Below are 13,797 nucleotides of genomic sequence, written 5' to 3' on the forward strand. Positions count from 1 at the left end.
ATTAATTAAAAATCCTGTTGCCATTTGATAAAACTTCGACTTTTCAAATTATTTAATCATCACAACATGAATTATAAAGTGAAATTGGCCGATGGTACTACACACCTTATTGAAATAACTACCGGTTATTTTAAAAACTGGCGGGTGTGGAAAGTTAGAATAAACGGAAAAGCAGCCATGCTTTATAAATTAGGCAGCGAATGGATGCAGCGTAATGAAGATTACCTGGACAGCTACACATTAAAAGCGATTGGAGAATTTATTGACACTATGATCTTGCCGCCTGGAAACACGGCATCATTGGCATCTTAAAAATCTCACATTTAAATTTACCGGATTATAGTAACATAACCGGATAAAGTCTTTCGCCCATGCCTGGGGTTAATAATATAGTAATAAACACCTACAGGTAACTCAGCATTATTGAATCGTCCATTCCACGGTATTTTATAACCAAGCGATGTATATACTTTCTGCCCATAACGGTTAAACACATCAACAGTACAATCTATATAAGTATCCAGGTATTTTATCACCCATGTATCATTTACGCCATCATTATTTGGCGTAAAGGTATTAGGCACAACCGGCAACTGTAAAACCTTTACTTTTAAACTATCAGTCACAGAACATCCTTCTGCATTGGTTACGGTAAGTATATATTTCTGATCGTCATTTAAGCTAACTACCGGATCTGGGATATGGCTATTACTTAAACCTGTTGCCGGGTACCATGAATAAGTAACACTATCGCCGGTCGCGGTAGCATGTAAAGTGGTTGCCCCTCCTGCAAGTATGGTTGCATCCGGCCCGGCATCAACAGTAGGTATTGGTTTAACAGTAATATTTTTTGTAAGCGTATCGGCACAGTTGTTAACTGAAGTGTAAATGCAAGTTATGGGAAAAGTACCAAGGCCTGCAACCACCGGATCAAATACAGTACCACTCACTCCCGTTCCGGTGTAAGCCACCGTACCAGCACTGCCCGTATTTTCAATTGATGTAAGCTGTACCGGGCCATTATTTAAACAAACCGAGTCTGGTGGTGCGAAGCTAATTACAGGTGGTTGTAAAACAGTTATAGTTTGCTCTTTAACTTCGTGGCAAACATCTGCATCCCCAGTAAATGCCTCAAGCCTTACAGTATAAGTTCTACCCGTTTGAGGGTAAGTATGCCGGTACATTTTACCTGGATGAGGATCATTATCTATTTCCTGTACAGAGAGATCAGTAGTATCAAAATACCAGATCAATTTTGTGATGTTTCCAATAGTGGCTTTTGAATTATTTACAAAGAAAACATCGCGGTTAGCACATAATGGTTGGTCTTTAATCACATCAAAATCAGGTATGGGCGATCCGTTTACCTGGAGTGTTTTGGTGGTGCTTACAACACACCCATCGGCCGAGGTAATAGTAAGTTTTACCTGGTATTGTCTAATCTGTCCATAATAATGTTGCGGATTCTTTAATGTTGATGTATTTGGGTTGTTAGCCGTGGCATTAGGGTCACCAAAATCCCACAGATAAGTAAAGTCGGCAATATTGTTATCAGCTATGGTAGTGCTGTCTGTAAATGTTGCCGACAGGTCTGCATAGCAAACCTTTGGCAGTGTGAAATTAACCACCGGTAAGGGGCTTATTTTAATGCTTTTGCTAAATGTTGTTGTACAGCCTTTATCTGTTTTAATGGTAAGTTTAACCACATAATAATCTGCTTTGGCATAAATATGCTGAAACGGTGTATTATCGGTTTTGGTTTCTGTGGTGCTGTCGCCGTAATCCCATACGCGTGATATGATCTTACCTTCGGGGCTAACGGATTTATCTGTAAATGTTACTGCTCTTGTTTCACAATCGGGTGTGGATGTATCAAAATCAACGTTAACATACGGGATAACATGGATAATTTTAGTAGCTGTTTCTGTACATTCATTTTGATTAGATACCGTTAATGTTACGGTTTTGTCGCCGGGAGTTTTATAGAGATGTGATGGATTTTCCTCCGTTGATGTTTGCCCATCACCAAAATCCCATTTGCGGCTGGCAATTGTTGATACCGATTCTGTCGACAAGTCTTTAAAAACAGAGGTATCGCCCTGGCATATCGTCTCGGCAACCGAAAAAGCAGCCACTGGTGGGGGGAATACCAATATATCGATCTGGTTTGATGCCACAACACATTTTGAAATATTAATACTACCAGCGTCCCCCTTTACCAGTCTGTAGGAATAATAGCCGGCAACTGTCGGCGACGGAAAAGTGAACGAAGGATCTGTCCCTCCAATTCCCTGATCAACCCATACACCATTGACTAACTGTTGAAGCTTTTGACTAAAACCCTTATCAAGCATGTTAGTAGTTTTAATAGTTATGAGTTCCGGCGTATTTGCACAATATGTTTTGACACCTTGATCAACAGCAATGCCTATTGTTGTACCATACGGGCTAAAGGTAATGTCGTCAATAGCAAGGTCATTACCCCCACCGCCCGGTGCATTATTGATCATTTTTATCACAACAGAATTTGCACTTGCAGGGGTTTTGAATGTAGAAGCATATTGTTTCCAGTTATTATTTGCAATATCTCCCGTACCAAATGAGAGTAAAGGTGTGCCATCCAAAGCTTCAATTTCAAATGTTACATTAGGTAGAATGCCGCCAATGCAAATATTTTTTATAAACGCACCAAACTGATACGTCGTACTACCACATAAGCCGTTAACAGTTCGGGTATAAAAAAGGCCGGGGTCATAACTGGCGTTAACAATCATCATGTAACCGTTAGGATCACCCGTATGGTCAGTTGTGCGAACCCAACCGGGGTTCATACCTTCAGTAGAATTAGCTATAGTATAAAAATCATCTTCAGGGGATATATGTACATATTGATACGTCGTAATACCTGAATCAGGCTTTAAAGCCCCGGCATATTGATTAACACCCGAGCCAAAGGTTATATGAACAATAGGATCACCCAAACTTTGGGCATAACTTTGATAGCTAAAACTAAAAAGTAATAAGCTGGCATAAATAATTACACGCAAGTTTTTATAAAAAGTTATGCTATCAAAGCATTCTGGCATTGGTAATCTGGTGATTTATTAATTGGTAAGGATAAATATATTACAAATCAGACGGATACCTAGCACCAATCCTCGTAAATCTTCTATTTTTTAACAGACATGAGCAAAAAACGCAAGAAAATGAATAACGTTTATATGTATAATTTTTTCTTAAAAAGCAATGTCACTAAAACACAACCTATTTATGACCAAATATTGACAACAAACCTTGCTTTAGAGGAAAATTTTAATAATTATTTAATATTTATTCGCGTGTAAACATTTACATTTGTGTAACAATATTAATATAAAAATACAACACACCCCTTATTTGTATTACTCATGGTTCTGCCGTTACAAGATCAACAAGACAATCAAACAAATACCAGGCACTATCCTGTTTGCCCCAAATGCAAAAAACAAATGGAAGATCGAGTACCAAGGGGCAGTTTAGTTAAAACCTTCTTTTTCTGGATGCCATTAAAAAGATACAAATGTTATAGCTGCCAAAGAAAGCGCTACGTTTTAGCCTAAAAAGACCTTACCTGCGGCATTTGCAGTAATTCTTCATCGAACTTGTTAATATGCTTTTTATGACCGGTTACTACTAACGTGACCTGTAAGCTATCACCCGATTTATTAATCTGCCTGCGCTTGGCAACCAGGTGGTGTGATTTTGCAGTAGCTTCAACCAAATGCAGATTTTCATAATCTGTATTGGTAAATACAATTATAAATAGCTTGTCATGGTGTACCCTATCAATATATTTCTCTAATAAAGAAAATAGCAACAATACAGCTAATGTAACTATTGTTGTGATCAGGGCCAGCGGATAATTGCCGGCACCGGCAGCCATGCCTATTGCAGCTGCTACCCATATTACCGCGGCTGTAGTTAAGCCGCTTACACCGGTATTATCTTTAAAAACCACACCAGCACCAATAAAACCAATGCCGGTAATAACATTAATATTTACACCTAAACCGGCTTGCTGGGCAACCATAGTAAACAATGCCGAACCGAGCGTGATCAATATAATGGTACGAAAACCCGCGGTTTTATTTTTATACTGACGCTCAATACCCAACAACCCGCCGCAAAAAACAGCAAACCCTATTTTTAAAAGATCCTCATCGGTTATTTGAAATCTTAGCGGCAACTCCATTTATTCCTGATTAAATATTTTCCCCGGGTTTAATATGTAATTTTTATCGAATACATTTTTTATCCCCCTCCACAGTTCAAAATGTATTGGCGAATACTTTATCGGCATAAAATCTTTTTGCACCAGGCCAATGCCATGCTCGCCGGATAGTGTACCACCTAAAGATACGGTTAACTCGAATATTCCACGTATGCCGTCTTTTAATTTAGTGTTCCAGTCCTCGTCGCTCATTTTTGCTTTCACAATATTTACATGCAGGTTACCGTCGCCTGCATGTCCGTAGCAAACAGATTCAAACCCGTATTTCGTCCCTATCTCTTTAATCCCTTTTATTAGTTGCGGCAATGCGGCGCGTGGTACAACGGTATCCTCCTCTTTATAAACTGAATTTGCTTTAACAGATACCCCCATTACTCGCCTGATGCGCCATAATTCTTCTTTTTGCGTGGCAGTATCCGCAAACAAAACATTTGTACAGCCAAATCCTTCTAAGACAGCGTTTATCTTTTCGCAATCAGTAAACACGGTGTCCTGATTATTTCCATCCACTTCTATCAGTAAAAAAGCCACGTCTTTTTCTGCCAGATCAAAAGCTATTCCGTCATTTTTTATTACCCATTCAATACCCCGGCGTTCCATAAACTCGAGGGCAGATGGTACGATCCCGGCCCTGAATATAGCTGATACGGCATGGCAAGCATCATCATTTGAATTAAATGAAGCCAACATCAACGCATCTACCGTTGGCGCGGGGATCAGTTTAACCACTATTTTGGTTACTATCCCTAATGTGCCTTCCGATCCGATGATCAACTGGGTTAAATTGTATCCTGAAGAATATTTTAAAGTGTTTGCACCAGTCCAGATCACCTCGCCCGATGGCAAAACCAATTCGAGGTTTAAGATATATTCACGTATGGTGCCGTATTTAACAACCCTTGGCCCGCCCGAGCCGTGCGATACATTACCGCCGATAAAACAACTACCCTTACTTGCCGGGTCAATAGGATACAACAAACCTTTAGCTGCTACCTGGTTCATAAACTCCTCGGTAACTACGCCCGGTTCAACTGTGGCCTGCAGGTTTTGTTCATCAATATTCAACACCCGGTTAAAGCGCTCCATGGCTATAAGCAGCCCGCCCATAACAGGTAACGCGCCACCGCTAAGCCCTGTCCCTGCGCCTCTTGGCGTTACCGGGATAAGGTGTTCATTACAAAGTTTTAATAATGCAGATACCTGTTCGGTAAATGCTGGTTTAACAACAACTTCAGGATAATACCGCAGATCTTCGGTTTCATCATGGCTGTATCGTTCTAAACCGTCCTGTTCAGTAACAACAAAATCTTCACCTACAATTTGTTTAATTGCGGTTAATATATCATCAGTTATTTTGTTGTAGGTCATTTACTTATAAAACAGGGAGATGCTATGCGTTGATTGCATTTGCAGGATACTGAACAGTAACGCTCGAATATTTGGTTTTCGCGCCCACCAAAGGGTTCATTTTTTTAACCCTTACCTGTATCCTGTCAACAAATGTGTATTGATTTTTTATTTCATCGATAATAGCCTGCGCAACGGTTTCGATCAGCTTTTTGGTCAGCTTCATCTCCTCGCATGCAATATCATACAATTGTTCATAATTAACAGAGTTGTTTAAATCGTCGTCACTGATATTGGCAGTTGGCGTAAACTCAACGTCAATATCAACAACAAACCAATTTCCTAATTTCTGTTCTTCAGGATAAAAACCATGAAAGGCAAAAAATTCCGCACCGTGTAAGGCTATAATCATGCTCAAAAGTAAATTAACAATTACAAAATATCCAATGTAAGTAACCTTTCATTAAATTTGTTTTTACACCCTAAAAAAATCCCATGGCAAAGACTGATCTTTTTGAATCGCCGGATTATTACCAATTGGACGAATTATTTACCGATGAACATAAACTGATCCGTAAAAGCGTACGCGATTGGGTAAAAAAAGAGGTAAGCCCCATTATTGAGGATTACGCCCAGCGTGCAGAATTTCCAAAACATTTGCTGAAAGGATTAGCAGAAATTGGCGCATTTGGCCCAACTATCCCCGCAGAATACGGCGGCCTTGGACTTGACTATACCGCTTACGGGATAATTATGCAGGAAATAGAACGCGGCGATTCCGGCATCCGTTCAACTGCTTCAGTACAGGGTTCGCTGGTGATGTACCCTATTTTTGCCTACGGATCAGAGGATCAAAAAATGAAATACCTGCCCAAATTGGCTACCGGCGAATTGATGGGCTGTTTTGGGCTTACAGAACCTGACCACGGATCAGATCCGGGCGGCATGACCACCAATTTTAAAGACGCAGGCGACCATTACCTTTTAAACGGCGCTAAAATGTGGATCTCGAACGCGCCGTTTGCCGATATTGCCATTGTTTGGGCCAAAAACGAACAAGGTAAAATACAGGGATTGATTGTAGAACGTGGCATGGAAGGTTTTTCGACGCCCGAAACGCATAACAAATGGTCGTTACGTGCATCGGCCACAGGCGAGTTGGTGTTTGATAATGTGAAAGTTCCTAAGGAAAACCTACTGCCAAATGTATCGGGACTAAAAGGCCCGCTGGGTTGCCTTAACCAGGCGCGTTATGGTATAGCATGGGGTGCCATTGGCGCCGCTATGGATTGTTATGATACCGCTTTACGCTACGCAAAAGAGCGCAAGCAGTTTAACAAACCTATAGCAGCTTTTCAGCTGCAGCAAAAAAAATTGGCCGAAATGATAACTGAGATAACCAAAGCACAGTTATTGGTTTGGAGGCTTGGTATTTTAAAGAGCGAAAACAGGGCTACTCCTGCCCAGATCTCTATGGCAAAACGTAATAGTGTTGAGATAGCTTTAAACATAGCACGCGAAGCAAGACAGATATTAGGAGGCATGGGAATAACCGGCGAATACCCGGTAATGCGCCACATGGCGAACCTTGAGTCGGTTATTACGTATGAGGGTACACATGATATCCATTTACTGATAACAGGACTGGATATTACAGGAGAAGAAGCATTTAAATAGACACATTAAACAACACTTATAGCTGTAATATCCATTTGAGTATTATATTTGTGAGACCTATAACCCTAAAAATTGATCTGTAAACCGAAATATTTTTTTGTTAAGTTTATACGTAACACCTGGTTATTGGCCCTCGCTTTTATGACCATAACGTCGTGTAACCAAAAAGATACACAAGCTGATGGTAATACAGCAGACTATAAACGGTTGGATGGACATATCGATACGCTTTTTAATTCAAACCGTGCGGCTGAAGGCATACACTTGCTTGATTCAATTGTAAATCATGCTGATAATTTAACCGTCGACGATAAATTTAGCATATACTGGTTTCGTTACATCTATTACCAGCAATACGTACACGACAGTAAAAAAGCTTTGCTATATGCCGACACACTGCTAACCATTGCCAATCAAAGTGTAAACAATAAACAGTACACTTCTTTATATGTAACCGCAAACTTTGCTGCGGGCGATGCCTGCTTTACACTACAAAAATATACCGAGGCTTACCAACATCTTTTCCAGGGTTACCTGATCGGAAAAAACACTTTAAACCGTAATGTTCTTTCTGACTATACTTACCGGATGGGTATGATTACCTATAAAATGGGGAATTATGGCCTGGCTAAAGATTACTTCATTAAAAGCAACAATTACTATGATATGAAGCCGCATGATTTTGCGACTTTTTATCATAAGCAAGAATTGATAGATAATATTGCTTTAGCTTACCAAAGTAACAAACAGACAGACAGTGCATTAATATATTTTGATAAATGTTTAACGTTAATTAACGAAAATGCCGGCCAGTTTAAAACCAGTAAAAAGCAATTAGACATGGCGCGTGGTGTGGTGTACGGAAATAAAGCCGAAGTATACACTGCAAAAGGTGATTATAAGCAAGCTACCGACTTATTAAAACAAAGCATAGCAATAAATTTACAGCCCGGGTATGATAATAACGACGCTGCCATAGCACAAACAAAATTAGCGCAGATATATTACAACAATAGGCAGGATACCGAACTGTTTAGCTTATTGACCTTGATTGGTAAACAGCCTTTTAGTTTTAATAACCCGGATGTTGCAATTCATTGGAACCATTTAATGAGCGATTATTATATCCGCAAAAAAGATTTGTCAAAAGGGCTTAAATATCTGCGGGTATACCATACCGTTAAAGATTCTAATATCCAAAGGATAAACCTTTTAAAACAAAGCAACGTCAGTAAGCAACTGGATAATTACGATAAACAACAACAAATTGAACAGTTAAGCGATAATAATAAAATACAACGCATATTATTATTCGTAATAATTATCGTGGCAATAATGGCGCTGATAATCATTATGTTGATATACCGTAACTGGCGAAGATCACGAAGGGATGTATTGACTGTTAACCTGCTGAATCAACAGATCAACAATCAAAATGCAGAGCTTGGAAAAGCCCTTAATGACATTAAGTTAAACAGCCAGGAGAAAGACCGGATATTGCGTACGGTAGCGCATGACTTGCGTAACCCAATAGGCGGTATAGCGGCATTAATATCTGTAATGGCAGATGAAGATTGTACGGACGAGCAAAGGGAAATGATCAATCTGGTTAAAGAAACGTCTTATAATTCGCTTGAGCTGATCAATGAAATATTAGAGGCAACAAATGTAAACGCGCTCGAATTAAAGCCCGAGCCTGTTGAGATCAATTCATTGGTTAACAAAAGTGTCGAGCTACTGCGCTTTAAAGCGTCAGAAAAAGACCAGCAAATATTTTTTGAACCTTTATCAAGCCCTGTTGAATTATTAATAAGCCGTGAAAAGATCTGGCGGGTAATCAGCAACCTTATCAGTAATGCCATAAAATTTAGCCCAGACGGCGCACCGATATTTGTAAAAGTTGTTCAGGAAAACGTTAATATAATCATATCGGTACTGGATAACGGCATAGGCATCCCTGACGAAATGAAAGACCAGGTATTTAATATGTTTACTACAGCGCAAAGACCGGGCACAGCGGGCGAGAAATCATTTGGGCTGGGGCTTTCTATCTGTAAACAGATCATTGAAAAATCGCACGGCAAGATCTGGTTTGACAGCAGCAGCAGGGGCACTATATTTTATATCAGCCTGCCTCTCCCCGGCAAAAACGGCAAGCAGACAAAATCAGCTCAACAACGCGGCATACCACAAGCCGGATGATTTTACTATACGCTGCTGCGTCTCAAAATCAACGTAGATAATTCCAAACCGGGGATTATAACCCTCCGCCCATTCAAAGTTATCAGTGAGCGTCCATATAAAATAACCATCTACCTTGCAGCCCTCGTTTTTTGCCTCTAAAACCTGCCCTAAATATTCCTGCAGGTAAGCTACACGTTTCGGGTCGTCAACTTTTTGATCGATCACCTCGTCAGCAAAAGCGGCACCACTTTCGGTAAGATAGATCTTTTTAATTTGCGGGTATTGATTGTATTTTTTTAAGATATGATAGATTGAAGCCGGGTAAACCTCCCATCCCATCGCGGTTGTGGCCACCTTCCTTTTTTCAGCTTTAACCAAGCTGGCATGGATATAAGGTGTAAAAAACGAATACTTTACAATTTCGCGGGTATAATTTTGCAGACCGATGAAATCAAAATCAAATCTTACACCGTCCATATCACCGGGTAAGATATATTTTTCCATACCTGACAAGACCGTCAGTTCTAATGGATAACCCAGGCCCAATACCGGTTCAATAAACAAACGGTTAAGCAGGGCATCTACTCGTACGGCAGCGGCTACATCTCTTGGCCCGTCAGAATAAGGTTCAATGTGTGAGCATGAAAACGTAGTGCCTATTATCGCATTCGGCAAAATCTCGCGCAATTTTCTCCCCCCTGCGGCCATACACAATACAGCGTGATGAATAGCCGGTAAAAAGCTTTTTATACCTGTACGCCCTGGTGCATGGATCCCAAAGAAATAACCGGCACCTGTAAACACCGCCGGCTCGTTCATTACCATCCAATGTTTAACCCTGTCGCCAAAGGCGTTGGCACAAACGGTTACATATTCGCTAAACCAGTTTACTATCGCGCGATTAGTCCAGCCGCCTTGTTGCTCAAGTTTATGCGGCAGGTCCCAATGATATAAGGTAAGCCAGGGCTCTACCCCCTGCTCAAGGCAATAATCAACAACGCGGTTATAGTAATCTATACCGGCCTGGTTAATTTTCCCTGTTCCGTCTGGCAAAATACGCGCCCATGCAATAGAGAACCTGAAATTAGGAATGTTAAGCTGTTTGATCAGGTCTATATCGTCCTGGTAACGATTGTAGAAGTCTGTAGCTACGTAATGGTGATGGCCTTTTAATATTTTACCCTTTTGAGCAGAGAAAACATCCCAAATAGACTCACCTTTCCCGTCGGTATCATGTGCACCTTCAATTTGGACAGCAGCGGTTGATACGCCCCAGATAAAGTCCTCGCCAAAAAGCTGCTTGTTAAGTGGTGTATCCTGAATATTAGATTTCATTAAATTGAGCTACGCAACGCCCAAATTGTGCATTATAATTTTATAAAAGAAACAGTAGCAAAAATAAATTAGTGAATAAAAGAAGATCTCATGCTTTTTAAGATCATCCACTCACGTAAGCTGTTGAATAAATTGACTATGAATTTCATAACAGATTGATTTATGTACACTACTAATTTACGCCGCCAGTGTATGTTTATAATGACGTTAACATTATGTTATTGTTAAGCCGATAAACCTTGATTATGCTTAAATAATCACTATTTTAGGCACAAAAACAAACCTATTAATGCATATTTCATACTACCAGATCGCAGAAATATTTGGCTTATCAGAAATTATATTGTTGCTGGTGAAACGATCAAGAAAAGGCTCTTCTAAAAACCAAGCGGACAACCGGTCATTAATATACCTTTGGATAGCTATTACAGGCTGTATCGCATTAGGCGGGTATATTGCAATAATTGGTATCTGGCCGTTTCCTGATGCCAGGTTGGTAATGGATATTGGCCTGGCCGTAGCTATCATTGGTTTTATTATCAGGTGGACAGCCATTTTACAACTGGGTAAAATGTTTACGGTAGATGTCGCCATCAGCAGTCAGCATAAATTAAAAACCACAGGGTTATACAAAATAGTACGCCACCCCAGTTATTTAGGTTTAATGATGATCATTTGCAGTATAGCGTTGTGCCAGGCCAGTATACTATCTTGCATTGTAGTTATTATCCCAACGTTCATTGCTTTAATTTACCGCATACAGGTTGAAGAAAAAGCCTTGATAATCGAATTTGGCGCTGATTACATACAATACACAAAAACTACAGCACGTTTAATTCCCGGTATTTATTAAATTATGATGAAAGATTATTTCACCCGTTTATTTCAATATGACCTGCATGCTAATCAGTTAATTTTAAAAGCAATCAGGTCAACAGGTAACCCGCAGCAATCCATCTTGTTATTTGGCCATTTGCTGGCCGCGCAGCAGCGCTGGTTGGCGCGTTGCGAATATTCTACCGCGCCCGAGGTTGAAATCTTCCCAAAAGCAGAGACCATTCCCTTTGAAGAAGTATTGGCCGATAACCACAATCGTTGGATCACCTATTTAAACACGACTGATGATGACGATTTCGATAAAACAATAACCTATAAAACAACAGCCGGCGTTGAATTTTCTGATAAACTGGTGGATATGATAACCCAGGTTACCAACCATGGCACACATCACCGCGCGCAAATTGGGCAGCAACTTAAACTTGTAGGTGTTGAACGGCTGCCCGCTACAGATTATATCCATTTTATCCGCAATTAATTAATCGCCGGCCATAGTAATAAGGCCGTATTGATGTAATTTTGAGGCCGACATGATACTGCTATAATTTTTATGAGAAAGATATTTTTGTTTGCATTTGCCGCTTTGGCACTAACCGCCTGTAATGATCCTAAAAGCCAGGAAAAAGCCATTTTAGATGACGTGATTAAGATCCACGATAGCGTAATGACTTATGATGACCAACTGATGCACAATAAAATGAAGTTGGATACCCTGATGAACATCGCTAAGAACGAAGAAGCAAAAGCCAGGATCAAAGACCTGGTAGGCCGGTTAAACAAAGCCGACAGTTCAATGAGCAACTGGATGAATAAATTTGACGCGGCACAAAAAGGAAAATCGCATACAGAAATAATGAATTACCTGTCAGAGCAAAAGAAACAGGTTAAAGCGATAGATTCGGTAGTTAAAAGCGCGGTTACTGAGTCTGCCGAATATTTAAAACCATTTAAAAAGTAGCGATGAAGAAATTAATTGGGGCCATTGCTATTGTTCTAACTTATAGTGCCTGCAAATTTAATACAGCGCAAACCACGCTGCCTATTTATGGCAACCGCACACCCGTAACAAAAACGGTAGACGGCAAAACCGAAACTGACACCGTATACCAAACCATCCCGGCGTTTAAAACGGTTAACCAGTATGGCGACAGCATCACCAATAAAAGCCTGGATAACAACATTTATGTAGCCGATTTTTTCTTTACCACCTGCCCTTCCATCTGCCCGGTTATGCACCGTAATATGCTGACTGTTTATGATGCTTTTAAGAGCGAAAAGGGTGTGAAAATAATTTCATACTCTATTGACCCTAAGCATGATAGTGTTAATGTCTTAAAGCAATATGCAGACAAGCTGGGTATTGCCGGTAATACCTGGTGGCTATTGCAGGGCAAGAAAGACGAGATCTACAAACTATCAGAAAGTTACCTGGTGCGCAGGCCAGAGGAGGACGCTAAGCAACTGTTTATCCATGATGGCTATTTCCTGCTGATAGATAAACAAAAACGGATCCGAGGTACGTATGACGGCACCCTGCCCGACCAGGTTAAACAGCTGATAGCCGATATCAAAACCTTGAAGGCCGAACCTGATCAAATTAGCGGCAAATGAAATTAAAGGTAATAAGCGTTATCTGTTTGTTGCTGGGTGTGTTATTTTTTTCATGCCAGACCGATGACGAGATCACTTTTAAACGCTATTATACTACGGGCAGCATAGTTTACCAAAATAGTTGCCAAAACTGCCACGGTAAAAACGGAGAAGGTCTGTCTGCTTTAATGCCACCGCTTACTGATTCTGTTTTTTTGAAAGCAAATAAGGCCTCTTTACCGTGTTTTATTAAATACGGCTTAAAGGAGAAATTGCTTATCGTCAACAAAAAACCATTCGAAGGCAATATGCCTGCCATGGATCTTGCCCCTATTGAAATTGCCGAAGTACTTACTTATATAACCAATTCGTTCGGTAATAAAATGGGCGTTGTTACGGTACAGCAGGTAAGTTATGATCTGGATAAGTGTAAATGATTTTAGTTCCCCTCTTGAGAGGGGGCGCGTAAGTATGTGCGGCTGCAGGGGTGTGTTAACCGCGCAAAAGGACACACCCCTACACCCCTCTCTCCATAGGAGTCCTACGGACAAGAGGGG

The 13,797-nt window shown here is 40.4% G+C and carries 13 protein-coding genes; 8 read left to right on the top strand and 5 right to left on the bottom strand.

Translation table 11 applies throughout. The features are described from left to right. Positions 1-66 precede the first annotated feature (66 nt). On the top strand, positions 67-312 hold the full coding sequence (locus FO440_RS16125; RefSeq protein WP_144249319.1) for a hypothetical protein: 246 nt from the start codon (positions 67-69) through the stop codon (positions 310-312). A 17-nt stretch (positions 313-329) separates the two neighbouring features. Here the strand turns inward: FO440_RS16125 and FO440_RS16130 are convergent, their stop codons facing one another. The 4 genes from FO440_RS16130 to folB form a co-directional block, all read right to left on the bottom strand. Further along, positions 330-3,086 carry a PKD domain-containing protein gene (locus FO440_RS16130; protein WP_144249320.1) on the bottom strand — a complete coding sequence of 919 codons (2,757 nt, stop codon included), beginning with the start codon at positions 3,084-3,086 and terminating at the stop codon, positions 330-332. A 509-nt stretch (positions 3,087-3,595) separates the two neighbouring features. Continuing rightward, positions 3,596-4,231, bottom strand: coding sequence for an MgtC/SapB family protein (locus FO440_RS16135; protein WP_144249321.1), 636 nt, complete (start codon positions 4,229-4,231; stop codon positions 3,596-3,598). Beyond that, a complete protein-coding gene (locus FO440_RS16140; RefSeq protein ID WP_144249322.1) occupies positions 4,232-5,638 on the bottom strand; it encodes an FAD-binding oxidoreductase in 1,407 nt (468 codons plus the stop codon). 22 nt (positions 5,639-5,660) lie between these two features. After that, on the bottom strand, positions 5,661-6,029 hold the full coding sequence (folB, locus tag FO440_RS16145) for a dihydroneopterin aldolase (protein WP_144249323.1): 369 nt from the start codon (positions 6,027-6,029) through the stop codon (positions 5,661-5,663). Between the two features lie 83 nt (positions 6,030-6,112). Between folB and FO440_RS16150 the strand changes: the two genes are divergently transcribed. Together FO440_RS16150 and FO440_RS16155 are read left to right on the top strand one after the other, a co-directional pair. Next, positions 6,113-7,294: an acyl-CoA dehydrogenase family protein gene (locus tag FO440_RS16150; RefSeq protein WP_144249324.1), complete on the top strand. Its 1,182-nt coding sequence runs from the start codon at positions 6,113-6,115 to the stop codon at positions 7,292-7,294. A gap of 72 nt (positions 7,295-7,366) precedes the next feature. Then, positions 7,367-9,496: a tetratricopeptide repeat-containing sensor histidine kinase gene (locus FO440_RS16155; protein ID WP_186292703.1), complete on the top strand. Its 2,130-nt coding sequence runs from the start codon at positions 7,367-7,369 to the stop codon at positions 9,494-9,496. Here FO440_RS16155 and FO440_RS16160 read toward each other — a convergent pair. Continuing rightward, positions 9,461-10,813: a GH1 family beta-glucosidase gene (locus FO440_RS16160; RefSeq protein WP_144249326.1), complete on the bottom strand. Its 1,353-nt coding sequence runs from the start codon at positions 10,811-10,813 to the stop codon at positions 9,461-9,463. The genes FO440_RS16155 and FO440_RS16160 overlap by 36 nt on opposite strands. 289 nt (positions 10,814-11,102) lie before the next feature. On the opposite strand from FO440_RS16160, the gene FO440_RS16165 reads away from it, so the two are divergent. From FO440_RS16165 to FO440_RS16185, 5 genes are all read left to right on the top strand, one after another. Continuing rightward, positions 11,103-11,666 (top strand): methyltransferase family protein, encoded by a 564-nt coding sequence (locus tag FO440_RS16165; protein ID WP_144249327.1) that lies wholly within the window; start codon positions 11,103-11,105, stop codon positions 11,664-11,666. Positions 11,667-11,669: 3 nt separating this feature from the next. After that, the gene (locus FO440_RS16170) at positions 11,670-12,128 is read left to right on the top strand and encodes a DinB family protein (RefSeq protein WP_144249328.1); all 459 of its coding nucleotides are present in this window, start codon (positions 11,670-11,672) and stop codon (positions 12,126-12,128) included. Between the two features lie 72 nt (positions 12,129-12,200). Then, complete coding sequence (locus FO440_RS16175; protein ID WP_144249329.1) at positions 12,201-12,608, top strand: lipoprotein; 408 nt, start codon at positions 12,201-12,203, stop codon at positions 12,606-12,608. Positions 12,609-12,610: 2 nt separating this feature from the next. Further along, on the top strand, positions 12,611-13,261 hold the full coding sequence (locus FO440_RS16180) for an SCO family protein (protein ID WP_144249330.1): 651 nt from the start codon (positions 12,611-12,613) through the stop codon (positions 13,259-13,261). Next, on the top strand, positions 13,258-13,677 hold the full coding sequence (locus FO440_RS16185; protein WP_144249331.1) for a c-type cytochrome: 420 nt from the start codon (positions 13,258-13,260) through the stop codon (positions 13,675-13,677). The genes FO440_RS16180 and FO440_RS16185 overlap by 4 nt, the downstream gene beginning before the upstream one ends. Positions 13,678-13,797: the final 120 nt, after the last annotated feature.

The organism is Mucilaginibacter corticis (assembly GCF_007558865.1).
Taxonomy (GTDB): Bacteria; Bacteroidota; Bacteroidia; order Sphingobacteriales; family Sphingobacteriaceae; genus Mucilaginibacter; species Mucilaginibacter corticis.